General features: G+C 38.6%; 26 protein-coding genes. 6 read left to right on the forward strand and 20 right to left on the reverse strand.

The features are described from left to right. The first annotated feature begins 6 nt into the window (after positions 1-6). Genes HMPREF9096_RS06990 through HMPREF9096_RS06980 form a run of 3 tightly spaced genes read left to right on the forward strand, consistent with a single transcriptional unit; the run spans position 7 to position 1468 of the window. Entirely contained in the window at positions 7-681 is a 675-nt protein-coding gene (locus tag HMPREF9096_RS06990) for an ABC transporter ATP-binding protein (RefSeq protein ID WP_009499932.1), read from the forward strand. Then, positions 668-1150 carry a TlpA disulfide reductase family protein gene (locus tag HMPREF9096_RS06985; RefSeq protein ID WP_009499933.1) on the forward strand — a complete coding sequence of 161 codons (483 nt, stop codon included), beginning with the start codon at positions 668-670 and terminating at the stop codon, positions 1148-1150. The genes HMPREF9096_RS06990 and HMPREF9096_RS06985 overlap by 14 nt, the downstream gene beginning before the upstream one ends. 3 nt (positions 1151-1153) lie before the next feature. Next, entirely contained in the window at positions 1154-1468 is a 315-nt protein-coding gene (locus HMPREF9096_RS06980) for a c-type cytochrome (RefSeq protein ID WP_009499934.1), read from the forward strand. Positions 1469-1505: 37 nt separating this feature from the next. Here HMPREF9096_RS06980 and HMPREF9096_RS06975 read toward each other — a convergent pair whose 3' ends face one another. Genes HMPREF9096_RS06975 through lsgA form a run of 7 tightly spaced genes read right to left on the reverse strand, consistent with a single transcriptional unit; the run spans position 1506 to position 8279 of the window. Beyond that, positions 1506-2600 (reverse strand): lytic transglycosylase domain-containing protein, encoded by a 1095-nt coding sequence (locus HMPREF9096_RS06975; protein ID WP_009499936.1) that lies wholly within the window; start codon positions 2598-2600, stop codon positions 1506-1508. An 8-nt stretch (positions 2601-2608) separates the two neighbouring features. Beyond that, positions 2609-3412, reverse strand: a complete 804-nt coding sequence (lsgF, locus tag HMPREF9096_RS06970) for a lipooligosaccharide biosynthesis galactosyltransferase LsgF (RefSeq protein ID WP_009499937.1) — start codon at positions 3410-3412, stop codon at positions 2609-2611. Positions 3413-3421: 9 nt separating this feature from the next. Further along, positions 3422-4303, reverse strand: a complete 882-nt coding sequence (gene lsgE / locus HMPREF9096_RS06965) for a lipooligosaccharide biosynthesis N-acetyl-glucosamine transferase LsgE (RefSeq protein WP_009499938.1) — start codon at positions 4301-4303, stop codon at positions 3422-3424. Between the two features lie 11 nt (positions 4304-4314). After that, complete coding sequence (gene lsgD, locus HMPREF9096_RS06960; protein ID WP_032803269.1) at positions 4315-5088, reverse strand: lipooligosaccharide biosynthesis galactosyltransferase LsgD; 774 nt, start codon at positions 5086-5088, stop codon at positions 4315-4317. 11 nt (positions 5089-5099) lie between these two features. After that, positions 5100-6161: a lipooligosaccharide biosynthesis family 4 glycosyltransferase LsgC gene (lsgC, locus tag HMPREF9096_RS06955; RefSeq protein WP_009499941.1), complete on the reverse strand. Its 1062-nt coding sequence runs from the start codon at positions 6159-6161 to the stop codon at positions 5100-5102. A gap of 1 nt (position 6162) precedes the next feature. Continuing rightward, a complete protein-coding gene (gene lsgB / locus HMPREF9096_RS06950; RefSeq protein WP_009499942.1) occupies positions 6163-7077 on the reverse strand; it encodes a lipooligosaccharide biosynthesis sialyltransferase LsgB in 915 nt (304 codons plus the stop codon). Then, a complete protein-coding gene (gene lsgA / locus HMPREF9096_RS0108660; protein ID WP_032803271.1) occupies positions 7074-8279 on the reverse strand; it encodes a lipooligosaccharide flippase LsgA in 1206 nt (401 codons plus the stop codon). Before lsgA ends, lsgB begins: the two co-directional genes overlap by 4 nt. A 133-nt stretch (positions 8280-8412) precedes the next feature. Between lsgA and HMPREF9096_RS06945 the strand changes: the two genes are divergently transcribed. Continuing rightward, positions 8413-9156 carry a YdcF family protein gene (locus HMPREF9096_RS06945; RefSeq protein ID WP_009499948.1) on the forward strand — a complete coding sequence of 248 codons (744 nt, stop codon included), beginning with the start codon at positions 8413-8415 and terminating at the stop codon, positions 9154-9156. 99 nt (positions 9157-9255) lie between these two features. Then, positions 9256-11532: a carbamoyltransferase HypF gene (hypF, locus tag HMPREF9096_RS06940; RefSeq protein ID WP_009499949.1), complete on the forward strand. Its 2277-nt coding sequence runs from the start codon at positions 9256-9258 to the stop codon at positions 11530-11532. Between the two features lie 80 nt (positions 11533-11612). Here hypF and hycI read toward each other — a convergent pair whose 3' ends face one another. The 12 genes from hycI to HMPREF9096_RS06880 all read right to left on the reverse strand — a co-directional run bounded on the left by hycI (position 11613) and on the right by HMPREF9096_RS06880 (position 24337). Further along, positions 11613-12071: a hydrogenase maturation peptidase HycI gene (gene hycI / locus HMPREF9096_RS06935; RefSeq protein ID WP_009499951.1), complete on the reverse strand. Its 459-nt coding sequence runs from the start codon at positions 12069-12071 to the stop codon at positions 11613-11615. After that, positions 12064-12471, reverse strand: a complete 408-nt coding sequence (locus tag HMPREF9096_RS06930) for a formate hydrogenlyase maturation HycH family protein (protein WP_009499952.1) — start codon at positions 12469-12471, stop codon at positions 12064-12066. Before HMPREF9096_RS06930 ends, hycI begins: the two co-directional genes overlap by 8 nt. 364 nt (positions 12472-12835) lie before the next feature. After that, on the reverse strand, positions 12836-13612 hold the full coding sequence (locus HMPREF9096_RS06925; RefSeq protein ID WP_005626090.1) for an NADH-quinone oxidoreductase subunit B family protein: 777 nt from the start codon (positions 13610-13612) through the stop codon (positions 12836-12838). Next, positions 13609-14184, reverse strand: coding sequence for a formate hydrogenlyase complex iron-sulfur subunit (locus HMPREF9096_RS06920; RefSeq protein ID WP_005626087.1), 576 nt, complete (start codon positions 14182-14184; stop codon positions 13609-13611). Before HMPREF9096_RS06920 ends, HMPREF9096_RS06925 begins: the two co-directional genes overlap by 4 nt. A 10-nt stretch (positions 14185-14194) precedes the next feature. Further along, positions 14195-15925 carry an NADH-quinone oxidoreductase subunit C gene (locus HMPREF9096_RS06915; RefSeq protein WP_009499954.1) on the reverse strand — a complete coding sequence of 577 codons (1731 nt, stop codon included), beginning with the start codon at positions 15923-15925 and terminating at the stop codon, positions 14195-14197. Between the two features lie 19 nt (positions 15926-15944). Continuing rightward, positions 15945-17483: a hydrogenase 4 subunit F gene (locus HMPREF9096_RS06910; protein ID WP_009499955.1), complete on the reverse strand. Its 1539-nt coding sequence runs from the start codon at positions 17481-17483 to the stop codon at positions 15945-15947. Between the two features lie 4 nt (positions 17484-17487). Then, on the reverse strand, positions 17488-18126 hold the full coding sequence (hyfE, locus tag HMPREF9096_RS06905) for a hydrogenase 4 membrane subunit (protein WP_005626080.1): 639 nt from the start codon (positions 18124-18126) through the stop codon (positions 17488-17490). Between the two features lie 10 nt (positions 18127-18136). After that, complete coding sequence (locus HMPREF9096_RS06900) at positions 18137-19582, reverse strand: hydrogenase 4 subunit D (protein ID WP_009499957.1); 1446 nt, start codon at positions 19580-19582, stop codon at positions 18137-18139. A 9-nt stretch (positions 19583-19591) separates the two neighbouring features. Continuing rightward, on the reverse strand, positions 19592-20554 hold the full coding sequence (locus HMPREF9096_RS06895) for a respiratory chain complex I subunit 1 family protein (protein WP_005631964.1): 963 nt from the start codon (positions 20552-20554) through the stop codon (positions 19592-19594). A 9-nt stretch (positions 20555-20563) separates the two neighbouring features. Then, positions 20564-22585, reverse strand: coding sequence for a hydrogenase 4 subunit B (gene hyfB / locus HMPREF9096_RS06890; protein WP_009499958.1), 2022 nt, complete (start codon positions 22583-22585; stop codon positions 20564-20566). Positions 22586-22627: 42 nt separating this feature from the next. Then, the gene (locus tag HMPREF9096_RS06885) at positions 22628-23227 is read right to left on the reverse strand and encodes a 4Fe-4S dicluster domain-containing protein (RefSeq protein WP_032803273.1); all 600 of its coding nucleotides are present in this window, start codon (positions 23225-23227) and stop codon (positions 22628-22630) included. 435 nt (positions 23228-23662) lie between these two features. Beyond that, on the reverse strand, positions 23663-24337 hold the full coding sequence (locus HMPREF9096_RS06880) for an N-acylneuraminate cytidylyltransferase (RefSeq protein ID WP_009499961.1): 675 nt from the start codon (positions 24335-24337) through the stop codon (positions 23663-23665). 113 nt (positions 24338-24450) lie between these two features. Between HMPREF9096_RS06880 and HMPREF9096_RS06875 the strand changes: the two genes are divergently transcribed. Further along, on the forward strand, positions 24451-25113 hold the full coding sequence (locus HMPREF9096_RS06875) for an NAD(P)H-dependent oxidoreductase (RefSeq protein ID WP_009499962.1): 663 nt from the start codon (positions 24451-24453) through the stop codon (positions 25111-25113). 52 nt (positions 25114-25165) lie between these two features. On the opposite strand, the gene apbC is transcribed toward HMPREF9096_RS06875, so the two are convergent. Continuing rightward, on the reverse strand, positions 25166-26278 hold the full coding sequence (gene apbC, locus HMPREF9096_RS06870; protein WP_032803274.1) for an iron-sulfur cluster carrier protein ApbC: 1113 nt from the start codon (positions 26276-26278) through the stop codon (positions 25166-25168). Positions 26279-26315: the final 37 nt, after the last annotated feature.

Raw genomic sequence — 26315 nt, forward strand, 5'->3', positions numbered from 1 at the left:
AAAACCATGACCAATTTTGTAATAGAAACCCAACATTTATACAAACGCTTCGGGCAAGTTACCGCGCTGGAAGACATTAATATTCAAATCAAACAAGGGGAATTTGTGGCGATTATGGGGGCTTCAGGCTCTGGTAAAACCACGTTGATGAATATTTTAACGGGCTTAGATACCGCTAGCGAAGGTAAAGTCATCTTAGATGGCGTGGATGCCGCCCAATTAGATAAAGTCGGTCGTCAACGTTTCCGCGCGGAAAAAATTGGCTTAGTGTTTCAACAATTCCATTTAATCCCTTATTTGACCGCACTTGAAAACGTGATGTTGGCACAACATTATCACAGCGTGATTGATGAAGCATCCGCCAAAGCGGTATTGGAACAAGTAGGCTTAGGCCATCGCATTGACCACCGGCCAAGCCAACTTTCAGGTGGTGAACAACAACGTGTTTGCATTGCTCGTGCATTAGTTAATCAACCGCCCGTTATCTTTGCCGATGAACCAACAGGAAATTTAGATGAGCAAAACGAATCGTTGGTTTTGGATTTGCTCACGAAACTTAATCAACAAGGGCGTACCATTGTAATGGTGACACATAATCCAGAGTTAGGTGAACTCACCGATCGTGTTATTTATTTACATCACGGAAAATTTGTAAAGGAAGAAAATCATGCGAACAAATAAACTATTGAAATTATTTGCCATAAGTGCGGTTATTTTTGGCGCCGTTTCTTGTAAAGATGAAGTTGCCTCAGTAGGGCAAAAAGCACCTGATATTGCTGCCTATGATCTCCAAGGCAATCCTGCAAACCTTGAGAATTGGAAAGGCACACGCTTACTTATTTTTTGGTCAGAAACTTGTGGACGTTGTATCGCAGAGTTAAAAGAATTTGAAAAACTCGCAGAAGAGAATCCTGGAAAAGTTTCACTTATTGCGATTAATGTGGATAGCGATAAAATGGACACCAAAGCCATCGTGGCTAAACGTGAACTCCATTTGCCTGTAATTAAAGATCAAATGAAAATTACAGCTGAACGTTATCAACTTATCGGCACGCCAACTTCATTTGTCATTAGCCCTGAAGGAAACATTCAAGCTAAATATGAAGGCAAAATTCCCGAAGACGATTTAACTAAATTATTTAAAGGATAACCTATGAAAAGAATTTACACTACTCTACTCTCTTTAAGTTTACTTACTGCTAGCCAACTTGTATTAGCTGATGTGAATACGGAACAAGCTGAAAATTTTTATAAACGAACCTGTGCTACTTGCCATGGAAAATCCGCTGAAAAGTCAGCATTGGGACAATCCCAAATTATCAACACGCTAAATTCAGAGGAAATTTACACCGCACTTTCCGATCGTAAAAGTGGAAAAATACAAGGTGCAGGTAACATGGTAAAAAGCAGATTGAGTGAAGAAGAGATAAAAATGCTGTCTGAGTTTGTGCCGACATTGAAAAAATAAGTAAACAAAAATGCGGTCAATATTGACCGCATTTTTATCACAATCCAACATTATCTTTAATCCGCTCAGCAAAGATACCGATGCTCAACGCAAAATAGTTAGATTTATTCCAATCCAAAATAGTACGGAAATTATTTGAAACTAAAAATGCTCTGCCCGCTTCACGATCAGGGCGAACTAACCAAAGCTGAGCATTTTCAAGTGTACTTAACTTGGCTTGCTCCTGTGGATTGGCGCTTTTTAATATTAGCCCCATAGCTTGCCAATCTTTTAAAGAGCGAGCTTTATTGCTTTCTGTACCAGAATAACTCAAATCAATAGGTTGCGTAAGCATCACCTCTACGCCCCAAGGCAAACTATTATCCCAGCCTACTGTATGCAAATAATTTGCAATAGAAGCAAAAGTATCAAACTGGTTTTTCCAAATATCTTTTACGCCATCATTATTTCCATCAGCTGCATAACGTAAGAAAGTGCTTGGCATAAACTGAGTTTGTCCCATCGCGCCGGCCCACGAGCCTAACATACGTTCACGTTGAATATGATCTTTTTCAAGCATTTTCATGGCAGAGATAAATTCTTTCGTAAATAATTTTTCTCTACGACCTTCAAAAGCCAACGTTGCCACTGCAGAAAGTACATCATATTTGCCTTGATAATGCCCGAAGCTACTTTCCATTCCCCATAACGCAAGCAAATACTCCTGCTGAACACCATATTTTTGGCTTGCTTTTTGCAATGGCGCTTGCACTTCCCAATAACGCTCACCCGCGACATTCACTTTATTTTGAGTTAGCACTCTATTGAGATAATTGCTCGTGCCATTAGGATTAGCCACTGGAGGTGAATTAGGATCTCTTTTACGAATTTTACCCGCTTGTTCACGATCTAAATCGACTGCCTTTTGCATATAGAGAATATTATTTTGAGCATTTAATACCGATAATGACACGCCTTCAGCGGCGGCTTTACCTTTTAAAAATTGAACATAATCATTAAAATTTTCTGGCGTTCTTTGCTTAGTATAACTGGTGTTATTGACCACTGGCTTAATATCAGGCGAACTAGAACAGCCAACTAAAAAAAGTGCGGTGGATAATGCAGAAATTTTAAATAAAATATTTAATTTCATCGTATTTCCTATTTACGTAAAAAAATTTGATAAAGGTTTTTCAATAACGAGGTTGGCAATAAACGAGAACCAAAGCGCAATGCAAAAGCAAATAATCCAGATAACAACCCCTGAATTCCCAAACGATATTTTAATTTGAACAAACGCCATTCGGCTTTGGCTTGATTGACACCACGGCGACGACTCACCATGCCATTTCCTACTCGCGCATAAACTAAAATATCTGGCAAATTCGCCACATATAAACCTTGTGCGACAAGTTTGATCCACAAATAATAATCTTCTTGAAGATCTTCATATCCACCACAATTAATGACCGCACTTTTTTGATATGCCACCGTCATGTGATTAAACGGACAACGTTTTTGCGTGAATTTGATAATTTCTTGAGCAGACGTTGGCACATTACGATATGCCACAATATCATTTATATTTTCACCAAATTCAGCAATTTGTCCGCCAAAGATAATGATTTCAGGATGTCGTTCAATAAACGCCACCTGTTTTTCAAAACGATCAGGCACGCAAATATCATCGGTATCCATACGGAAAACCCAGTCATAATCACAATGCAATAAACCTTCGTTTAAGGCTTTGCCTAATCCTCGATTTTGCGGCAATTTAACTAATTTTAATGGCAGTTTTGTTTCAAACTCCGTCACAACAGATTCTAATTCTGGCGTTACTGCGCCATCAAAAACCAATACAATTTCATCTGCTTGACGAGTTTGTGCCACAAGACTTTCAAAACACTCCCGCAAGAATTGAGGATTTTCCTTAATATATAAGGACATTAGGACTGAAAATTTCATTTTATTTTCCTACATAAACCGTTTTAAATTAATGGCTAGTTTTGGCGAAATTAAAATAACCAACGTAATAATAAATTGCTTAATGCTTTTTGTTTTCTTAAAAATATCAAAATAATATTTTGCCGCTTTACGCGATAAATTCATAATATGGGGATAAGCCAAAATATAGCTCGCATTAATATCAAAATTACGAGCTTGCTCTACTGTTTTCACATAATATTCGCGAATATAATCAATGGCTTTTTGCGTGTTGGTAGTATCCGTAGACACACTTGAACGTTTAGTATGGAAAGTACAATAAGTCAGTGGTTCGTTAATTTTATAAGGTTTAAAACTCGGCTCTTGTAGCAGTTTTAACAAGAAATCATAGTCTTCCAAAGAACGAAGTGCGGTGGATAATCCGCCTATTTTTAAAAACATCTCTTTTTTAATCACAACCATTGGCATGCCACCAATCTTATTGGCTAACAAAATACGTTCTGTCGAGATTTCTTGGGGCTCAATCGGTTGAGTCACATAAGTAAACCCTTCATTGACCATTTCACACTTAGCTGGATGATAAATAAAATTAATGCCTGGATTTTGCTCAATAATTTGTAATACTTTTTCACATTTTTCCGGCATAAAACGATCATCATCATCGAGAAACAGCAACCAATCTCCCTTTGATGCACGCGCACCAATATTACGACTTTCCGCTGCACCTTGATTCGTTTCATTACGAATCACTGTAACTGGGAAAGAATAGCGTTGCTCAACGACGACTTTTTCTTTTGAGCAATCATCCACAATAATCACTTCAAAATGAGTCGATGTTTGTTGAGTTAAACTTTCTAATAAAGCAGGCACTTCTGCTTTTCGATTATAAGAAGGCACAATAATGCTTAACATAATTCCTTCCTTTAATTAGCCAAATTTTTCTTAATCGCAAAGATTTTTTTCAATGGATATTTCATTAATTTTTTAAACAAATTATTAGATAAAGATCCACGAATACTTTCTAAATTGCTTATCAATACAGGATTTTCAATGACCATGAGAGGGCGAACCACTTTATTTCTTATATTAAAATTCTGTTCAAATAGTAAAAAATCATCCGCTAACCAAAATGGTTTGTTTTGAGAAATTTGCTGAATAAATCTTCTTGCAGCTGATTTTTTAATAAGATAGCCCACTGTGCCGGCAAAATAACTTTTATAAGGGAAAGCGTAATTTACATTGCCTGTTTTTTTGCATAAAAAAGAAAAAGTTGTCGGATAATTAATTTCTAAATCAGCATCATTGAAATCATTAATTTTTGACTGCCCAACTAATACAATTTCAGACTCAAGTTTTTCTGATAAAAGTGCGGTTAAATTTTTCTGAAAATCTTGGTGGAATAAAGCGTCATCTTCGCAAACTAACGCATAACTATCTTCAGCGATGCCATTGTCTTCAACAATTTTTTGGTACACAGAAAGATGACTTAATGTACAGCCGATTTCGCCCTTAGTAACATTACGGCCATAATGTGCTTTAAATTGTTCAATATTAAAAATAGAGACTAATTCATCCCAATCTTTTTGCATGGTATTAATAGCAGAAAAAATTTGGAAATCCTCAGTATTTTTTTGAGAAAAGAATAATTCCCGACGCTGAATATCTTTGTCTAAAGAGATCAAATATTTTTTTAACATAAAATTATTCCTTATAAAATCGCTTTCCATTCTTCAATAATTTTCTCAATGCCATAATTTTCACTCATTAAACGAGATTTGTCTGACATCTGTTGATAAAGTTCAGGATTATTCATTAATAAATCTAAACCATTAACCATTTCTTCAATATTATTTTTTTCACAAAGAAAACCATTTTCTTTATGCTCCACTAATTGCTTTACACCCGGAGAACAATTAAAGGCAACAATAGGCAAACCAAATGCCATCGCTTCAATAACAACTAAAGGCAAGCCTTCTGTTTGTGAAGGTAAACAATAAATTGAACTGCTTTCATAATAAAAAGCGACATCATTGGTACGAGGAATAAAATTAAGTGAATCTTCAATACCTAACGCTTTAGCAAGATTTTTTAAATTCTGTTCTTCCTCACCAGATCCCACTATTTTTAAATTCCAATCTGGGTGATTTTTTGCTAAAACTTGCCAGGCTTTTAATAAATAATCAAAACCTTTATAAGAAAATAAATGCCCTACAGATAAAATAGTTTTATTTTCCCATTTTGCTAATTTATTCTTTGGCAAAAGCGTATTTGGATTAGCAATACTGATTATATTGTTCGTTTTAAATTTTTCTTGCCACAGCGTTTTTTCTGGCTCGGTTAATGTGACGACTTTATCGCATCTTGTTGAAGCTAAATATTTACCGAGAGTGCGAACTAGACGATTGCCAGTAAAGTTAAAAGAATAATGCTCCCATAAAATATGCTTTACATGTAAATTGACTAACGCCAAAGCAGAAAAGAGCATAATCGCACCATCAACCACAATTAAGGTATCCAGCTGCAATTCTTTAACCAATTTTCTTAATTTTTTTGTAATAGAAAAATAATCTTTTTTCAATGAATAGGGCAATTTATTCATTGCGTAAATATTAATTTTTTCATCGACTTGGAAAAAAGGCTTATTACCGCCAATGCTAATAAAAGAAACATCATATCCCTGTTTAGCGAGAGCATTGGCAACATTAATAGAAACGCGCTCCGTTCCACCCGCACTTTCGATATTCATAATAAAGAAACCAATTTTTTTCATCTTAAATTTCCTTATAAATCGTTAATCCAAGCTCTGGGAATGAATCGTAACAGAATTGCCATCTTGGAATACTGGTTCTAATAAAACGAATTTCTACATTAGGATGACTTAATAAATTAAAAGCAACAGAACTGAAAAACGTGTAAATAATCACCTTTTTATTCGATAAATTCTTAAATACGTAATCTTCAAAAATGAGTTCTGATTCAACATAATTTACCCCATCCACTCGGTAATCTTCTGCTGGATGAGGGAAATAATAGTCGAAAGAAATCTGATCTTTTAATTTTTTTATTAATGAGATGTTTTCCTCTTTTGTATTTAACAAGGGCTGCCCAATAAAAAATGAGACCTCTCCATCTATATCGCAATCTACTTTATTATCCCATAAGGAAATAGGTTCAATATTGGAAACAATATTTTTGTAATTAGGATAAACCGTATAATGTTTTTTTATTTTTTTAAATAATTTATGCACATTATATTTATCGCCAATAAAGGCTTTAATCAGTTTATATTTAAATGTATCAGGCTCTCTCAATAAATTGGGGTGAGGGAAAATATTATCTGAGCCATCATCAAAGGTGTAAAGCTCTTTAAATGAAACATGGCTAAGATAAGTTTGTAGCCATAATGAATTAAGATTGGCGAGAAAAACCTTATCAAAACCTTTGTGCGTAATTTTATTCTTAAGCTGACGCATTAACTTGAGAGAATCAAAACCTTTTAGATCTTTTCCCGTATCAATGTTCATCGAATCACTACAAACCTCGGCTAATTTACTCGCGTACAAGGTTCTTTTTTTATCCCATACACCACCAAACATGACGCCAAAGAATTGCTCGTTAGGATGTAATTCAATGATTTTTCTAGCAATTAATACTTGCAATGGTGTGCAACAAAGAATGAGATTCATAGGGTTTTACTCACTTTAGATGTCATAAAATAAAGAATAGGAATAATGGAAAGCGAACCAATAATTCCAGCATAAGGGATATATTTAATTTCTGTAAAAGTTAAAGCCACAAGGCTCGCTACATAAATGATTGTAGATAAAACCGAACATTGGGAAATAAGTTTATTTTTTCCATAATAGAAAAGATAATTAACTAAAATCAAATAAGGAATACTTAATGTGGTCGAAATTAAAAATAAAATAAAATAATATTTCGTTCCCACAAATTGGCCACCTAAAATCCAAACTAACACATCTTCAGGAATAATCCACATGACTAAAGCAGGGATAGGTATCAGAAAAAACGAAAATAACGCCCATTTATGTAACTGTTGAATCACTAATTTTTTTTGTTTTAAGGCTTCATAAAAATAGGGAATGATCGCTTTATTAAGTGCTTGAATAGCAATAGAAACCACCAAAGCAAGTTGAGCGCCCATTGCATAAAGCCCTAAATCTGTTTCACTGAATTTATGATAAATAAAAATACGGTCCAACTGCCCTTTTAAGAAAAAACTTGCATAATGTAAAACAAGCGGTAATCCAAACCCTAAAATATAAAATAATGCAGATTGATAATGTTTAAATTGATATTTTTTAGATGTTGCAGTCTTTCTGTAAAGAAAATAAGAAAAAAACCAAACGACTAAATTGCTCAATAAAATTGCCAAAATTCTTTTTTCAACAAGATCATTTTGATAATACTCAAGCAATGCGACGGTAAATACCGCACCAGTAACAGTGAGTGAAAATTGAATAAAAGCATAGGACCAAGCCTTTTTCTGGCATTGTCTTACACTTAACTGAACATTTAAGAAAGATTGGAAAATTGAGGAAAGTGCAGCGTAAAATAATATTTCAGACTGAGCAATCCAACACCCCATTAAAATAATACTGCCAATTATCGTGGTATAAGCATAGCCAGTATTCACCACTAAATTTAATGAACGTTTTCCGTAAAAATAAAAATAACGGGAAATTGCGCCCTCTTGAGTTAAAGAAACCACAATTAAAAATAAACTTAAAAAAGTTTGATAATAAGAAAGTGAGCCATACCCTTCTACGCCCAATTTACGCGATAAATAAGGCAAAAGTAAAAAAGGAACTAACTTTGACGATAATTCCCCAACAAGGTAAATGACACTGTCTTTAAAAACTTTCATAAATATAACCGCACTTTTGATGAATTCGAGCGTTTGTTTATCAAAAAATAAGGGGCTTATTTTAACAAAATCAACATGGACAAGCTATGACTAATCATTATAATGAAACCGCACTATATCAAGGATCTTATCTATGTTAGAATTAGGAAAACTTCTTACCGCACTTATCGCACCACCTCTCAATACCTTTGTATTACTGATTATTGCAGCGATTCTTTATCGTGTTCATTTTAAAAAATTAGCCAAATTTATTGCGCTTATCAGTTTCACTTGGCTTTATGTCATGAGTGCGCCTTTTACTGGTTTATTGCTAACAGATAATGATGACACTCCAGCCCTTACCCTAGATGACTATAAACAAGCTCAAGCCATCGTCATATTAGGAGGTGGATCTTACCCAACCAAAGAACTATATGCAGAAACGGCTTCTGGTGCACCGCAACTAGAACGTTTACGTTATGCGGCATTTTTACAAAAAGAAACGGGCTTACCTGTTTTAACCACGGGCTATTCTTTGATAGGCATTTCTGAAGGCGACTTAATGGCAAAAGAACTTAACCAATTCTTTAATGTGACAACGAAATGGATCGAAAATAAAGCCCGTAATACAGAAGAAAATGCCAGTTTCACTAAAACTATTTTAGTTAAAGATCATATTCAAAAAATTATTTTAGTAACAAATCAATGGCATATGAAAAGAGCCAAATACCTTTTTGAAAAACAAGGATTCGATGTACTTCCTGCTGCAGCGGCAAGCTATGGGAGCAAAGGAAATCTATCTGCAAAATCTTTTGTTCCTGACTTAGGTGCGTTGAATAGCAATATGGTTTTACTAAAAGAGTGGATTGGTTATTGGAAAGCCCATTACGCACAATAATTTGCTTATAAAAACGAATCTTCTTTGATGAAAATCACAGCTTGCACATATATTTTCGGTTACCATAAAAATCACTCAATTTGATGTAGAGAATAAGTTATGAACGGAATCGAATTACGCATTAAAGGCAAAGTGCAAGGTGTGGGATTTCGCCCTTTTGTGTGGTTGTTAGCAAATGAATATGGCCTAAAGGGTGATGTAAATAATGATGGACAAGGCGTGTTAATTCGATTTGTAACTCCAGAAAAAGATGCGCTTACACATTTTTTAAAAGATTTACAGGAAAAACTACCGCCTTTAGCACTAATCACAGATATTCAACAATGTGAAAAACACTGGGAAAATCTACCGCACTTTGCTGAATTTGTTATTCGAGAAAGCGAAAACAATGCAATGGACACACAAATTGTGCCTGATGCAGCCACTTGTCCCGCTTGCGTAGAAGATTTATTTAATCCTGAAAATCGTCGTTATCACTACCCTTTCACTAATTGCACCCATTGCGGGCCTCGTTTTACGATTATCAAAAAAATTCCTTATGATCGTAAAAATACATCTATGTCGGATTTTCCTTTCTGCCCAGATTGTGAGCATGAATATAAAAATCCAGCAGATCGCCGATTTCATGCCCAACCTAATGCCTGCCCAGTTTGTGGCCCGCATATTTGGTTACAAGATACCGAACATCAACTTGCAACACATCAAACAGCCTTAAAACAAACCGCACTTTTTCTAAAAGAAGGGAAAATTTTGGCAATCAAAGGGATCGGCGGTTTTCATTTGGCTTGTGATGCACAAAATTTCGATGCAGTTCAATTACTGCGAGATCGTAAACATCGTCCGAGCAAGCCTCTTGCCATAATGGTGCCAAGTTTAGATTTTTTACAAAATTTAACGGAAACCGAAATCAAACTACTCACTAGCACAGCTGCACCAATCGTTTTGTTACAAAAAAATAAAGTGTCTAATCTCGCAGAAAATATCGCCCCAAATCTAAATGAAATTGGTGTGATGTTACCGAGTAATCCATTGCAGCATTTACTCTTACGTGAAATCAATCAACCGCTCGTCATGACATCTGCCAATCCTAGTGGTGAGCCACCTGTTTTAGACAACGAAAGTGCGGTGAAAAAATTGAGTAATTTGGCAGATTTCTATCTTTGCCATAATCGCGATATTTTGCAACGCGCTGATGATAGCTTAGTGAGAGCCTCTTTTGATGGTGTGGAAACGCTACGCCGAGCACGTGGCTATGTTCCTGATGAAATGCTATTGAAAACGGAAAATACAAAAAATATCTTAGCGTTGGGTTCTGATCTTAAAAATACATTTTGCCTACTGAAACACGATAAAGCCGTTGTTAGCCAACATATTGGTGATACCGCCAATGAGCTTGTGCAACAACAATTAGAAAATAATATCGACTTATTTTGCCAAATTTATCAATTCAAACCAGATTTAATTGCAGTTGATGCACACTCAGGTTACTTTTCATCAAAAACGGGGAAAAACCTCGCAAAAAAATTATCGGTGCCTTATGTGGAAGTTTTACATCATCACTCACATATTGCTGCTGTATTAGCAGAACATCATTGTCATGAAAAAGTGATTGGTCTAGCTTTAGATGGTATTGGAATGGGGGCTAACGGGCAACTTTGGGGCGGTGAATGTTTATTAGTGGATGGCGAACAATCTCAACATTTAGGGGGATTGCCTACCGTTGCTTTGCCTGGTGGCGATCTTGCGGCAACTCAACCTTGGCGCAATTGGCTTGCTCATCTTCAAAAATTTGTACCCAATTGGCGTGACATCGCGGCTAAAACTTGTTCCGAATTACCTTGGGAGCCTCTTTCCAATGCCATTGAACGTAATCTTAATTCTCCCCTTATTTCATCGGCTGGCCGACTATTTGATGCCGTAGCTTATAGGTTAGGTATTGTGGGTGACAAACTCTCCTGGGAGGGAGAGGCTGCTTGTTATTTAGAAGCACTAGCCACAAAATCTGACTTTATCAAAGATGAAAAAAGTGCGGTCAATATTCAGGTTAAAATGCCAATCAAAAATAACCAATTGGATTTAGCCACATTTTGGCAAAGTTGGTTGGCTTACGATGATTCCAAAGAAAACAAAGCATTTATTTTCCATTATGCGCTGGCAAAAGGTTTTGCTGAGTTAGCTCGTCAGCAAGCAAAACGCCACAATTGCAAAACCATTGTACTTTCAGGCGGTGTAATGCATAACCAATTATTACGTCGTTTGTTGAAACAAGAGCTTGTGGAATTTAATATGTTAAGTGCACATCAATATCCAATGGGAGATGGCGGATTAAGTCTAGGGCAAGCGATGATCGCAGCGAGATTGTCTAACGAATACTAAATTCATTTAAGCAAATGCTCTTATTCGCATATAAAAAAACGATCGCAAGTTAAGCGATCGCTTTTTATGAATGAAGGCAATTACAATCGAGTAATTTCGCCTAAATCGCCCCCATCCTTCAAAAATTCATAGAAAAACTCCACCGCACCTTTTACAGCTTCACTCATCGGAAAACCAAAAGAAACAAGATCGGGTTGGATACCAATAAAAATAACCTCAGGAATATCTTCCTCTAATTGCTCGATTAAAAAATTAAGTGGCAAATTATGTGTGCTGACGAAGAACATTTCGGCGATAAGTTCTTTGTCGATAATACGAATTTTGCCAATGGGCAGTTCCATTTCTGTTGCATCAAAGATAATTAAACGCTTTGGTTTCATGGCTCGGATCTGATGCACAAGATTTTCTGGTGCTGAACCGCCATCAAGTGCGGTCCAATTTGGCAACGGATTTTCACTACAAAGCTGAGCAAGATAAGGGCCTGCACCATCATCGCCCATCATTGTGTTACCAACAGTTAGGATTACATTTTCATTCATCACGACGTTTCACCATAATATACATCACAGGTTCACGCTGGATGGAAGCAAGCGTGTCCATTAAAATATCGACCCATTTTTGATGTTCAGGTGAAAAATTGGCTCTATTTTCATCAAGTGCTTTAGCCAATAAATTCACATGACTTGAATCAATCACAATTTCGCCAAATTTCATTAAGCCCGCAAACTTACGTTTTGCATCTCCTTCAGGGAAGGTATCTACAAAACGTTGGTAATCTTCATAATCACAAATTAGCAATTTTTTAAAGCAGTCAATTACTCCAACGTGGTGACCAATCGCAAGGGAATAATACATCACTTGCTTGGCTTGCTCTGGAACTTGTTCATCGTTTTCAACAAAACGCTCATTGAGTAAATAGAAAAAAACTTGGGTTGTCATGGTACGTCCTATAAAACTTGTAAAGTAATTTCTTCGCTAATCAATACTGCCAAATCTCCCCTTACCCCTCTTTGCTAAAGAGGGGGATTTCTCTTTAGCAATAAAAAACTTCTCTCTCATTTTAGTTTTCTGTTGTTAACGCAGAAAACTAGATTGAAATCAACTGTTCTTATTCCTCTCTTTGCTAAAGAGGGGATTCTTCTTTAGCAAGAAAGTATCTTCTATCTCATTTTAATTTTCTGTTGTTAATGCAGAAAACTTGATTGAAACTGACCGCTCTTATTCCCCTCTTTAGCAAAGAGGGGGAAGGGGAGATTTGGCAGAAATCAAAACGGAGCTATTAGTTTATTTAGCAATCGTTAGACTATCCCGAAAACGGCATACTAATTGCATGTAATCGGTTTACGATTTCACTCAAACGAGGATCCGCTTCACGTTCCAAAAATTCGCCAAGACGAACACCAAATGGAACCTGATCTTTTTCAGACATCATACTCATAAATTGATTAGCAATGTCTCCACCTTGTCGATAACCCGCCAAACGACGTGCTTCACGTTCTAATTCCACGCGTAAATCTAATGGAATATTTGGGAAACGTAATTTAGCCTCAGCATTAGGATCAGCAATTTCTTGTTTACCTTTGAGTTTTTGATCAAGTAAACCAAGTGCCATTGCAAAACCATAAATAGTCGCGGCTGGGGTTGGAGGACAACCAGGAATATACACATCAATTGGCACAATTTGATCGCTACCGCCCCACACGCAGTACAAGTCATGGAAAATACCGCCACCACAACCGCACGCTCCATAAGAAATACAGATTTTTGGATCGGGTGCAGCTTGATAAGCACGCATTGCCGGTGTACGCATTGCACGAGTTACCGCACCAGTAAATAATAAAATATCCGCATGGCGAGGTGATGCAACAACCTTAATCCCAAAACGTTCTGCGTCAAAGGTTGGTGTAATGGTACTAAAAATTTCAATTTCACAACCATTACAACCGCCACAGTCAACACGGTAAACATAAGCGGAACGTTGAATATTTTTCAACAAAGTTTGTTTCATTTTCGCAATGTTTTCATCCACACTAAATGGCGTTGAAATACCATTCACGGGCATTGGGATTTGTGTGTTCATCTTGCAATCTCCCTAACGTGATCAAATAACGCCAATTTCACGCGCATATTGGATTCCATATCGGCGGTTTTTTCCAAACTGTTTTGGCGTTTACAGGTTGGGCAAGTGTTGAGCACCGCTAATTTATGTTTTACCAGTTCATCGTTATCCAACGTTTGTTTGAATAAATCCACTGCATAATTGAGTTCTTTATGAGAAACAAAAGGTTGACCACATTGATGACAAATCGTTGTAGTAAAGGTTGTTTCTTGATAAAGATCCTGTTTATTGCTGACTGATAATTCAAAATCTTGGCTTAAACGAATGGCTTTTGTCGGGCAAACTTCTTCACAACGGCCACAGAAAATGCAGCGGCCTAAAAATAATGACCAAGTACGTTCGCCTGTTTCTGGATCGGTACGCATGGTAAGCGCATTAGCTGGACATGCCATTGTACAGGCTGCACAAACAATACATTGATCAGAATTCAGTTCTGGTTTACCACGGAAATCAGGATCAACTTCATAGGGTTTAAACGGATATTTAGTGGTAACATCCCCCGCATTTAATACGGTTTTAAGTAATTTAAACATTGTGCGCCCCCTATTTTAATGGTGAATTTTTACGTTCAATGCCGTAGCGTTCGATTTCTTTGTAAGAAACCGTTTGAGCTTTGCGTTTACGTACATCCACCACTGTCACACGGTCAGTACAAGAATAGCAAGGGTCAAGGCTACCAATGATAAGTGGCGCATCTGATACTGTATTGCCACGCAACATATAACGTAAAGCAGGCCAGTTTGCATAAGTCGCTGCACGACAACGCCAGCGATATAATTTTTGGTTATCGCCAAGCATTGACCAGTGAATATCTTCACCACGCGGTGCTTCCGTGATACCTAACGCAAAACGTCCAGGGGTGTAATTGAAACCTTCAGTGATAATCGCACCAGTAGGCAAGTTATCTACCATATAATCAATGATATTCATGGATTCAAATACTTCATTTACCCGCACTTTCACACGAGAAATGACATCGCCACCTTGTTCGGTGAACATATTGAATGGTACATCGCCATAGCCAGAGAAGGGGTGAATTTTACGCACATCACGTGCGAAGCCGGAACCTCGAATCATCGGTCCGACTGGACTGAAATCACGCGCAACTTGACGATCAAGCACTCCTACGCCCACAGTACGTTGTTCCATATTTGGCGTATTGAGTAAAATATCTACCAAAGTTTTAAGCTCTTCACGCATTTCTGCAATAAGCTTAATGCATTGTTCACGTTGGTGTTTCAACATATCGCGGCGTACACCGCCGATTAAGTTAATACCATAGGTTTTACGCGCACCAGTAAGCACCTCCGCAAGTGTCATCGATTTTTCACGAACACGGAAGAATTGCATAAAGCCAGTATCAAAACCAGTAAAGTGGCTAGATAAACCTAAGTTCAATAAATGACTGTGCAAGCGTTCAACTTCCAACAAAATTGCACGAATCCATTGTGCACGTTCAGGAATTTGAATACCTAACGCATTTTCGACTGAGTTAGCATAAGCAACACTATGGGTAAAGCCGCAGATACCGCACACACGGTCAGCCAAGAAATTGACTTGATCGTAATCCATTCGGGTTTCTGCCAATTTTTCCATACCACGGTGTACATAGAATAAGCGGTAGTCCGCATCAATAATATCTTCCCCATCGACAAACAAACGGAAGTGTCCCGGTTCATCAGATGTAATATGGAGAGGACCGATAGGCACAATACGCGCTTCGCCTTTTTCGTTAATAAACTCATAGGTTTCCGTTGCCGTAGTTGGATCTGGACGCAAACGGTAGTCCATCGAATCTTTACGTAATGGGTAAAGATCATCTGGCCAGTCATCTGGTAACACTAAACGACGTTGATCGGGAAGACCGACGGCTTTTAAACCGTACATATCGAATAATTCACGTTCGCCCCACACCGCCGCTTTGACTTTCGGTGTCACGGAAGGAAATTCCAGTGTAACAGGATCCACGAGTGCTTTAATCGTCACAAAAGTTTTGACGACACCTTCCATAGAAAGCACGTAATAAACGGCATAATGACCATGAATTGAGCGTTCATCGTTACCAAAAACTAATGGCAACCATCCTTCATGTTGATAGTAAAGATATTCCACCACATCAGGTAACATATTCGTTTTCACCGTTAAAGTTACTTGATTCGGTGTAGACCACTCCTCATCTAAAATTGTATTCGGAAATTTTGCATTAACGGCTTCAATATAATTTTTGCCGAGCATTTTTACCGGATCGACCGATGTATTTTTAGTTAATTCCATTTTTTCCCCCAGTTGTCGATCATTTCGCTAAACTTTGCCAAGGTAAAACTAGCATATCGCCAAAGGACACATGTTCAGATCCAAGCACAATTCCTACCGCACTTTTTAGTAACTGCAAGATTGGCTCTGCAATATGGATACCCATTACAAACATTAACAACAATAGTATGGCCATTGCCGCCAAAGAGACTTTACTGACTTCGCCTGCTTCAACATTGTCAGGTTGTTTGCCAAGCACTGTTTTTAATAGCATTAAGGCAAGTCCTGCAAGCACAATAGTGAGTAAAATTAAGCATAAAATAACTAACCAAGTTTTACCAGCTGTAATCCCTGCGACCACAACACTAAATTCACTCACAAATACGTTAAATGGAGGGATACCGCCCAATGCCAGCGCACCACCGGCAAAAAGCACTGCACTCACTGGTGCAACACGCCATAATCCACTCACTTGATTCATATCACGGGTTTTATATTTCAATAGAATATTACCCGATGCACAGAATAATAAAGTTTTCGCAAGGCTGTGGTTGATGGTGTGAAGTAAACCTGCAAATACTCCAATTGGGCCACCAAGACCGAAAGCGAAGCTGATTAAGCCCATATTTTCGATACTTGAGTAAGCAAGCATACGTTTAATATCAAATTGCACGATGATAAATAACGCCGCCACAAGCACTGAAAGTAAACCAAAGATCAACATTAAAGTTTGTGGAAATTCTGCGCCAACTGCTTTTGAAACTAATGTGTAGTAACGCAACACCACAAGCATTGCACAGTTTAATAACACCGCTGATAAAATTGCACTCACTGGGCTTGGTGCTTCACTGTGTGCGTCTGATAACCAAGTATGCATTGGAAATAGACCGCACTTCGTGCCAAAACCAATCAATACGAAAGCGAATGCGATATACATCAACATTGGGTTTAAACCAGTAGCCTGTTGATTTACGGCTGACCAGAAAATCGCTTGGCTTGGATCGGCAAGCACGCCATTTGCATTAGCAAAGGTTAAAAGTGTGCCGTATAAACCGAAAGCGACGCCCACAGAACAGATGATGATGTATTTCCACGCGGCTTCAAGGGATGTTTTTTGTTTGTAAGTACCGACCAAAAACGCAGAGCTTAATGTTGTCGCTTCAATTGCAACCCACATTAAAATCAAGTTATTGGTGATAACTGACACAATCATCGTAAAGAAGAATAAGTGTAAGAAACCGTGGTAATGTGCATAGGTTTTAAAATCAATATGCCCTTCTTCCAATTCTGTGTTCATATAACCGATGGAATACACACCAGCAAGTGAACCCACGACAGCAATTAAACCTAAGAAAATGGCAGAAAGACTATCAACATACACCCAGTTGTTAAATGCACTGATACTGCCTTTTTCCAACACGCCAGAAATGACCTGTACAGAAAAGAACAACATCAAAATTAACCCAGTAATATGGAATGCGGTACAAACTGTCCGATTTTTTGTTCCGCGTAGTGCAAAGCTTTCAAAAGCGATGACTAAAGGTGCGACTAATAACGCAATTATCCATTGTTCATACATAGCGTTACCCCTTCAAACTCATAAGTTGTTTGGCATCAACAGTGTTGAAAGTGCGGTAAATTTTATTCACCAACACAACCATAATGATGACCGCAAAAATCGCATCGGTGGCAATGCCGATTTCAACTAATTCTGGCGCATTATTGGCAAGTAAAGCCAAAGTTAAATGCGCACCGTTTTCCATTAAACAATAACCGAAAACTTGTTTCACAATATTGCGTTGGCTCACAATACACACTAAACCTAAAAGGAAGTGGCTAAGTGATACTGACAACGCTGGTTTTAAATGTTCAACTAACGGTAAGTTCACTGGAATGACAACAAAGTAACATAAGCAAACGATGATAGATGTGATCGGGATCAACCAAGCGACATTCATTCCTGCAGGAGTTTGACTTTCATCAATTTTTCGTAAAGAAAAGATTAAAATTCCTGGCACTAATAATACTTTCGTGATGAATGCACTAATGGACCACATATAAAGTTCGTGAGCTTGCATTTCAAATGCCAAATAAACGAATAACACCACCAATACAAGAGACTGTAAGCCATAGCACAACGCGGATTTTTTTGCGGTTTTTGCCATAATGACACAAAGCGATGTAATGATGAGTAAACTCGCTAATACATTGATCATTAACATAATTCTCTCCTTAACCCGCAAGACCTAACCAATAGGCAGCGATAAAGCTAGAACACACAGACATCACCATTAAAATCACTAAAACAAATGTCATAGAGAATGGCAATGGTTGTGCATTTTGCACGTCTTCAGATGGTTTACCGATAACGCATTGACCAAATTTATAAAGCAACCAAACAAATGTTGCCGTAGATTCAATCAACGCAATCACCATTAACCAAGTTACCCATGAATATTCTTGCCCGAGGTCGAAACCAGCGGCAAACAATGGGAATTTGCTGAAGAAACCATTAAACGGTGGCACACCAGCAATAGCCAATGCGGCAATACCAAATCCTGTACCAACCACAGGCATGGTACGCATAATCCCTTGTAAACGAGGCATTGAACGTGTGCCTGTGGCATAACTCAATGAACCTGCAACTAAGAAGAATAAACTTTTCGCAAAGGCGTGGTTAAAGATATAAGCAATCGCTGCAACAAAGGCTAATTTAGAACCTAATGCTGCAAGAGAAAGCCCGATGAAAATGTAAGAAAGTTGAGTAATAGTTGAATACGCAAGTAAGCGTTTTAAATCTGCTTGTGGCAAGTACATTAAGAAACCATAAATCAATGTAATCATTGCCATCACAATTCCCACTTCACCCACAATGTGAGGAATTTCACCAGCAGACATCACGGAACGAGCGAAAATATAGACGCCCACTTTTACCATTGATGCCGCGTGCAAATACGCACTGACCGGTGTTGGTGCTTCCATCGCATTTGGTAACCAAATTTGCATTGGAAGTTGTGCTGATTTACCCCATGCGGCAAACATCACGCCAAATAACACGATAGTTTTCGCTTCTGGCGTAAGATGTTCTAACGCTGTGATAGAGAATGTGCCAGATTGGCTAAATAAATAAGCCGCAGCAAGATATAAACCTAATGAACCTACGTGAGTGATAATCAACGCTTTCATCGCAGCCGCCATTGCTTTTTGGCTTTGATAATAGCTGATTAATGCCCAAGAACATCCCCCAGTGATTTCAAAGAAAAGCAACTGACCCGCTAAAGTTGATGAATACACCAAGCCTGCCATTGCACCAATGAAAATCAATAAGAAAGCATAAAAACGAGGTAATCCGTTATGCGGATGTTCACGGTTTTTATCGGTTAAATAACCACAAGAATATAAGCAAATTAAGAAACCTAAACCCACAACGGCAAAGGCAATTAATGTACTCACTGCATCTAAGGTCACGCCGAAGATTGCGGTATCACCAAATTTAACTAAATCATAGGTGACAGATTGTGCGCCATTTGCATACCACTGCCCCGCCACAGCAAGTGTGCCAAGGGTAGCAAGTGCGGCAAAAATTGTGGCGATTTTTGGAAAAGATTGTTTGTTCAACCCCACAATAAACGCACCGACAAATGGCAAAATGATTGTAATTAGTGCTAAACGTTCCATATTTCCTCCTTACAATCCTGTGAAGTAAAACACAAACGCCAACACTGAAATGCCGAAACCGACCACAGTTAAACGTCCTGTTAGCATAAAGCGGGTACGTGCCAATGTGTTTTCAAATACACATGCGGCGATAAATACCACGAGTAATTTCACAAAGAAAGAAACGATACCTAAAATGACCGCACTTACTGTGAACTCTTGTGCTGCACCGAATGGGAAAAGCACGCTCACAAAGATAGAGGCAACCACCATTGATTTTAAACTCAAACCAACTTTCAATAAGGCGAAAGACGGGCCTGAATATTCAGTAAGTGGGCCTTCTTGAAGTTCTTGTTCTGCTTCAGCTAAGTCAAATGGAATTTTGCCCATTTCAATAAAGATCGCAAAAGCAGCGGCAACTAAGGCAATCACCGTTGCAACGGGATATTGCCAAGGTTGGCTAGAAAGTGCGGTGCTAATCACTGCAAAATTTGTAGAACCTGCAATTAAAGCAATCACAATGAATGCCAACATTAAGATTGGTTCAACAAGTACGCCTAACGTCACTTCACGGCTTGCACCTAAACTTGAGAACGTACTGTTGGAATCCAAACCCGCAATTGAGAAGAAAAAGCGGAACAACGCGAACAAATAAATAACGGTGATTAAATCACTGCCTGCCCCAAACGGTGAGTGATGAGTAAACATGGGTAAACTCATCGCGACCACCATGACCGTGCTAATTAACACATAAGGCATAACACGAGATACCCAACCCGCATTATCTGGCCAAATATTTTGACGCGTCATTAATTTGGCAATGTCGCGATAATCTTGTAACAAGCCCGGGCCACGACGAGATTGAATACGAGCCCGAATCATCCGTGAAATGCCTGAAAAGAGCGGTGCCAAAGCAAGAAGAATTAACGCTTGCACAATGGCTAAAAGGAACATTCCAGCGGAAGTGGAAATTTCTGAAGGTAATGAAATCATAATTTCCTCCTACATCAACGCAATGGAAAGTAATAACACAACCAAGGCAATCACGAAGTACACGCAATAAACGCGGAAGTCGCCTTGTTGTAGCCATTGAATTTTACGACCTAACCATGGGATAAAATGCGCAATCGGCATTGTTACTTTTTCTTCCCAGAAAGGTTCTGTTTTGGTCGCACCTGAAATTAATGCATTGATACCTTTTGCACCAGCAGGCGCAGGATCAAGCACTTGACGCAAGGTATAAAGTGGTTTGAAGATAATACGAAGCGGACGAGTAAAACTACCCGCAGAGGCTGCCATATCCATTTCGTAAGCATAACCACAAGCCCAAGGATTGCCTTTTGCACGATCTGCCATACGATTGCCTTTGGTGTAAGCGTAATACATAAACGGCAACACAAAGAATGCAATCAACATAATGCTCACCATTGGTGTAGAAAGCGCCGTATTCGGTGTATTGCTTGCTACCACTACACCATTTTCCGCTAAATTAAGCATCTCATTATGAGAAAGTGCGGTTGCAATATTGGCAATTATTGGGGTTACCACAGAAGCACCCACTCCTAAAAGTACACAGAATAATGCCAAGATTGCCATTGCAATCACCATTGGTTTCGGCACTTCGCGTGCATGTGCTGCTTTTTCGCTGCGTGGCGCACCACCAAAGCTAATACCATACACTTTCACGAAACAAAGTGCGGCAAGTGCACCTGTTAAGGCAAGCATAATGATTGCAATAGGGCCAGCAATGCGTAATACCACATCATTGTGTTGGCTTAGGCTGAATAAAGATTGATAAGTAAACCATTCACTCACAAAACCGTTAAACGGTGGTAATGCAGAAATTGCCATGGTACCTATCAAGAAACAGAAAGCAGTAAATGGCATTAATTTGCCAAGTCCGCCCATTAAATCCATATCTTTTGAGTGTAAACGGTACATCACAGAACCAGCACCCAAGAACAATAAGCCTTTGAATACCGCATGGTTAAGTAAGTGATATAAACCACCAAGTAAACCGACAATAGCAAGTACAGGATTATGAATGGCCATACCAATCATACCGACACCTACACCCATCATAATAATCCCGATGTTTTCTACGGTGTGATACGCCAAAAGTTTTTTGATGTCATGTTCTGCTAAGGCATAAAGTACGCCAAGTACAGAAGATACTACGCCAAAAGCAAGCACAATCACACCAAACCACATATTGTGTGCGCCAAGTAGATCAATACCAACTTTGATAATTCCGAAAATACCAATTTTAACCATCACACCAGACATCATTGCAGAAGCATGAGAAGGTGCAGCAGGGTGAGCTTTTGGTAGCCAGCTATGTAATGGAATCATCCCTGCTTTTGCGCCGAAACCAAGAAATGCCAAGATAAATACCGTAAAGGCTAAAGGCATTGAAAGCTCGGTGTGGCGGAAGGCTTCAAATTCAAAGCTACCTGCGTAGCAGTAGAAAATAAAGAAAGCGATCATAATCAACACAGAACCAGCGTGAGCAATGAAGAAATACAACAAGCCCGCATTGGTTGCGTTGTCATCTTGTTCGGTTAGTACTAAGAAGTAAGATGCCAAAGACATCATTTCAAAGAACACTAAAAAGTAGAAAGCGTTATCGCTGGTGACTAAAGCAACCATTGAGGCGATGAACAAATTCATAAAGAAACCCATCGTGCCAGCGCCTTTGCCAATGTATTCTTTCACATAGGAAAAGGAATAAAGTGCGGTGATAATAACCATTAAAGAAATTACACACATCATAAACGCAGCTAATCCGTCAATGCGGATTGAAAATTGGGCGAAGTCAAAAGGGGTTGAAAACACATCAACGACCGTATCGTTGCTGATAAGCACGGGAATGCAGGCAACAATGCCTAACAAGCCACCAAGTACACCGGTCACGCCGGATATATTGATTGAAAGTTGTTCATTTTTTCGCACAGCGAGAGAAATAAACGCACCAACGACATAAATCAACAAGGACGTGATGAGTAAACTGATTGAAGAACTCATAATTTCACTCCATTGATTAACGAGTAAACAAACAATAAATTTTTATCTTGGCACTACAGGAGAACCCATCATTGCCATTTCGCGTTTTTTGCGATTTGCTTGTTCGATACTCTCATCACTAATTAAGAATAAAGTTTTTGTTGGGCAAGTTTGCATACAAGCAGGACCTTCTTCACGGAAATAGCAAAGGTCGCATTTCACCGCAATGGCTTTTACACCTGGTTCCCATGCAAGCATATTATGAACATCGGTATTATTCGGTGCAGTGCGAATATCACGTTTTACCGCATCAGTGAAAGAGAAACTGTCGTAGTGGTTTGGTGCGTCTAATGGCGCACTACCATGTTGAGTAATCGCCCCAAATGGACAAGCAATGGCGCAAAGTTTACAGCCAATACACAAACCTTCGTTTAATTGAATAGTGTCATTTTCGTGCTTAATTGCATGCACAGGACATACCGTAGCACAAGGTGAATCATCACAATGACGACATAAGATCGGCACAGTAATATCGTCGTTACGCATTACTTGTAACCGCGGAAAGGATTGTAATCCAAAAGCTTTGTGTACTTCGCTGCAAGCAGCCATACAGGTATTGCATCCAATGCAATCTTTCGGATCACCTATAACAAAACGGTTCATATTTTCCCCCAAAGTATGTATAGATAGAAACAGAAAGTAGGTGGAAGGCATTACGCCAATACATCACAATAACCACTCTGGAAATAAGGATACTCCTTCAGAGTTACCCAGACTAGAGTAAAACGATTGTTTTATTGACTGAGATCATAAATTTTTTTATTTTTATCGAAGGGAAATTTTCGTATTGAGATTGACTCTCAATTCAATTTGTTAAGATTGTAAGTGATTGAAACTATTAGACTAATTATTGAAAAATAATTGCTAATGTAATGTTAAAATCCTGTTGGTATTTTCTCATTTTGCACAGAAGTGCTGTAGATTTCCCACAAGTTTTGGAGACTGCTTTGAAGTGGATTTTCATCATAAAAATCCTCTTTTCTAAATGGGAATAAACAGAATAGGCATAAAAAAGGCCGCAAAGTGCGGCCAATTTTTTTAGAATTCTTTTGAAATTAAACTTTCTGCTAATTGCAAATCAAGTGTGGAATCAATATCAATGGAACGATAAGTTGGCATTAAATAAAAACGCATTGGCGCAATAAAAAAGCGTTTTTCTTCAAAGAGACTTTCGATGTCATTAATATAAATTGCACCATTTGCACGATAAGATTTCGGTAATTTTTGGCGAGGGGCTTCAAAATCCGTTAATTCGTGAATAGGCTGAACTTCGGTGCCTTCTAAAGTGAAGGATTTATAAGGATGGTGCTCACATTCACAAGCGGAAACCACGGATTTATATTTGCCACCAAGGAAAATTTCCATCGCATTACGAATATCCAAAGCATTACGCAATGGGCTGGTTGGTTGCAAAAGTGCGGCGGTGCCTTGTGAAATATTCAGTGTTTCTAAGCAATGCAAAATAGCATCAATTGTGCGTGTATCACTTTGCGCCAAACTTTCAGGGCGTGCCACTGGTTTTGCGCCGTATTTTGTAGCTTCTTTTAAAATATTTTCACCGTCTGATGTCACCACAATTTGATCAAACATACCCGATTCTTGCGCCGCCAAAATCGCACGCCCCACCAAAGAAATGCCACCAACAAGCTGTAAATTTTTGTCTTTAATGCCTTTAGAACCCGCTCTCGCAGGAATAATTGCAATTCTTGTCATAATTTTCACCCTCTGTGATAAAAGTGCTGACTATTCTAGAATCTTTCCCTTGTTTTAGCAAAAACTAATCTTTAATATGGCACCACATTTTTGTTTAAAAAAGAGGAAATAAAATGACTCAACTTACTCGAGAACAAGTTCTTGAACTCTTTCATCAACGCAGCTCAACACGTTATTACGATCCCGAAAAAAAAATCAGCGATGAAGATTTTGAATGTATTTTAGAGTGCGGTCGATTATCGCCGAGTTCTGTAGGCTCTGAGCCTTGGAAATTTTTAGTGATCCAAAATAAAACCTTACGCGAAAAAATGAAACCTTTTAGCTGGGGAATGATGAATCAGCTTGATAATTGTAGTCACCTTGTGGTGATTTTAGCAAAGAAAAATGCCCGTTATGACAACCCATTTTTTGTGGATGTGATGTCGCGCAAAGGCTTGAATGCAGAGCAACAACAAGCTGCCCTTGCGAAATACAAAGCCTTGCAAGAAGAAGATATGAAATTGCTCGAAAGCGACCGCACTTTATTTGATTGGTGCAGTAAACAAACTTATATCGCCCTTGCCAATATGCTTACTGGCGCTGCCGCCCTTGGCATCGACTCTTGCCCAATTGAAGGTTTTCATTACGATAAAATGAATGAATGCCTCGCCGAAGAAGGATTATTCGATCCTCAAGAATATGCGGTTTCTGTCGCCGCAACCTTTGGCTACCGCTCACGCGATATTGCGAAAAAATCCCGTAAAGGGTTGGATGAAGTGGTGAAATGGGTGAGATAAAAATAAATCCCATTAAAAAGGGGCTGCACATGCAGCCCTATCTTTTTTTCGATTATTTCACTTCTTTAAATAAAATCTCACTTGGGATTACGGAACCTTGCCAGTAAAGTTCTGTGGAGACTTTTTCTGCAAGTTGTAGGAATGCTTGTGAAATTTCATTTTCAGGCACTCGCACAACAGTTGGGTTGCCCGCATCTAAATCTTCACGGATACGAATGTGTAAAGGAAGTTGAGCTAATACTTTTACATTGTATTTTTCAGCCATTTTCTCTGCACCGCCTGTACCAAAAATCGCTTCGTGGTGACCGCACTCGCTACAAATATGCATTGACATATTTTCCACAATACCCAACACTGGTACGGAGACTCGCTCAAACATTGAAATACCTTTCACCGCATCAAGCAGAGCAATATCTTGCGGAGTTGTCACTACCACTGCACCAGTCACAGGTATTTGTTGTGATAAGGTAAGTTGAATATCGCCAGTGCCGGGAGGCATATCGATAACAAGATAATCTAAACTATCCCATAGGGTTTCATTTAATAATTGACTTAATGCGCTACTCGCCATCGGGCCGCGCCAAATTGTTGCGCTATCTTCATTCATCAAAAAGCCAATGGAATTTGCAGATAAACCATGTGCTTTAATTGGAGTGATGTGTTGATTATCTGGCGAAGTTGGACGTTGATCCGCTGCGCCTAACATATGTGGAATAGAAGGACCATAAATATCCGCATCTAAAATCCCAACACGTGCACCTTGCGCTTGTAATGCTAAAGCTAAATTAACAGAAACCGATGATTTCCCTACGCCGCCTTTGCCAGAGCTTACCGCAATAATATTTTTCACACCTTTTACAGCAGGTTGATTATTTGCACGTTTAAGTGTAGCGATTTGATACGAGATCGCCCATTTAATTGCTTTGCAATCTGTCGCGTTCAATAACGCGTCTGAGACCGCTTGTTTTAACTGTTCTGCACCAGAATTCCATGCAAAAGGTAATTTCAATTCAATGCGTAAAGTATCGCCGCCCTTTTCCACTTTTTTCAAAGTATTAAGCGCAATCAGATCCTTTTGCAGGGTTGGATGCTGAAATTGTTGGATAATCTGCTGAACTTGATTTTGCTGTTCAGCAGTCAAATTATCAGAAAAGTAAGTTGCCATAATAACTTCCTGTTTAGTAGAGTAAATTTGTCGGGCA

Origin of the sequence: Haemophilus sp. oral taxon 851 str. F0397, assembly GCF_000242295.1 — a bacterium.
In the GTDB taxonomy this organism is placed as follows: domain Bacteria; phylum Pseudomonadota; class Gammaproteobacteria; order Enterobacterales; family Pasteurellaceae; genus Haemophilus.

What these genes read in the sequence shown, in the direction of transcription:
- HMPREF9096_RS06990 (WP_009499932.1), top strand. Translation starts at nt 7, where the DNA reads ATGACCAATTTTGTAATAGAAACCCAACATTTATACAAACGCTTCGGG.
- HMPREF9096_RS06985 (WP_009499933.1), top strand. Translation starts at nt 668, where the DNA reads ATGCGAACAAATAAACTATTGAAATTATTTGCCATAAGTGCGGTTATT.
- HMPREF9096_RS06980 (WP_009499934.1), top strand. Translation starts at nt 1,154, where the DNA reads ATGAAAAGAATTTACACTACTCTACTCTCTTTAAGTTTACTTACTGCT.
- HMPREF9096_RS06975 (WP_009499936.1), bottom strand. Translation starts at nt 2,600, where the DNA reads ATGAAATTAAATATTTTATTTAAAATTTCTGCATTATCCACCGCACTT.
- lsgF (WP_009499937.1), bottom strand. Translation starts at nt 3,412, where the DNA reads ATGAAATTTTCAGTCCTAATGTCCTTATATATTAAGGAAAATCCTCAA.
- lsgE (WP_009499938.1), bottom strand. Translation starts at nt 4,303, where the DNA reads ATGTTAAGCATTATTGTGCCTTCTTATAATCGAAAAGCAGAAGTGCCT.
- lsgD (WP_032803269.1), bottom strand. Translation starts at nt 5,088, where the DNA reads ATGTTAAAAAAATATTTGATCTCTTTAGACAAAGATATTCAGCGTCGG.
- lsgC (WP_009499941.1), bottom strand. Translation starts at nt 6,161, where the DNA reads ATGAAAAAAATTGGTTTCTTTATTATGAATATCGAAAGTGCGGGTGGA.
- lsgB (WP_009499942.1), bottom strand. Translation starts at nt 7,077, where the DNA reads ATGAATCTCATTCTTTGTTGCACACCATTGCAAGTATTAATTGCTAGA.
- lsgA (WP_032803271.1), bottom strand. Translation starts at nt 8,279, where the DNA reads ATGAAAGTTTTTAAAGACAGTGTCATTTACCTTGTTGGGGAATTATCG.
- HMPREF9096_RS06945 (WP_009499948.1), top strand. Translation starts at nt 8,413, where the DNA reads ATGTTAGAATTAGGAAAACTTCTTACCGCACTTATCGCACCACCTCTC.
- hypF (WP_009499949.1), top strand. Translation starts at nt 9,256, where the DNA reads ATGAACGGAATCGAATTACGCATTAAAGGCAAAGTGCAAGGTGTGGGA.
- hycI (WP_009499951.1), bottom strand. Translation starts at nt 12,071, where the DNA reads ATGAATGAAAATGTAATCCTAACTGTTGGTAACACAATGATGGGCGAT.
- HMPREF9096_RS06930 (WP_009499952.1), bottom strand. Translation starts at nt 12,471, where the DNA reads ATGACAACCCAAGTTTTTTTCTATTTACTCAATGAGCGTTTTGTTGAA.
- HMPREF9096_RS06925 (WP_005626090.1), bottom strand. Translation starts at nt 13,612, where the DNA reads ATGAACACACAAATCCCAATGCCCGTGAATGGTATTTCAACGCCATTT.
- HMPREF9096_RS06920 (WP_005626087.1), bottom strand. Translation starts at nt 14,184, where the DNA reads ATGTTTAAATTACTTAAAACCGTATTAAATGCGGGGGATGTTACCACT.
- HMPREF9096_RS06915 (WP_009499954.1), bottom strand. Translation starts at nt 15,925, where the DNA reads ATGGAATTAACTAAAAATACATCGGTCGATCCGGTAAAAATGCTCGGC.
- HMPREF9096_RS06910 (WP_009499955.1), bottom strand. Translation starts at nt 17,483, where the DNA reads ATGTATGAACAATGGATAATTGCGTTATTAGTCGCACCTTTAGTCATC.
- hyfE (WP_005626080.1), bottom strand. Translation starts at nt 18,126, where the DNA reads ATGTTAATGATCAATGTATTAGCGAGTTTACTCATCATTACATCGCTT.
- HMPREF9096_RS06900 (WP_009499957.1), bottom strand. Translation starts at nt 19,582, where the DNA reads ATGGAACGTTTAGCACTAATTACAATCATTTTGCCATTTGTCGGTGCG.
- HMPREF9096_RS06895 (WP_005631964.1), bottom strand. Translation starts at nt 20,554, where the DNA reads ATGATTTCATTACCTTCAGAAATTTCCACTTCCGCTGGAATGTTCCTT.
- hyfB (WP_009499958.1), bottom strand. Translation starts at nt 22,585, where the DNA reads ATGAGTTCTTCAATCAGTTTACTCATCACGTCCTTGTTGATTTATGTC.
- HMPREF9096_RS06885 (WP_032803273.1), bottom strand. Translation starts at nt 23,227, where the DNA reads ATGAACCGTTTTGTTATAGGTGATCCGAAAGATTGCATTGGATGCAAT.
- HMPREF9096_RS06880 (WP_009499961.1), bottom strand. Translation starts at nt 24,337, where the DNA reads ATGACAAGAATTGCAATTATTCCTGCGAGAGCGGGTTCTAAAGGCATT.
- HMPREF9096_RS06875 (WP_009499962.1), top strand. Translation starts at nt 24,451, where the DNA reads ATGACTCAACTTACTCGAGAACAAGTTCTTGAACTCTTTCATCAACGC.
- apbC (WP_032803274.1), bottom strand. Translation starts at nt 26,278, where the DNA reads ATGGCAACTTACTTTTCTGATAATTTGACTGCTGAACAGCAAAATCAA.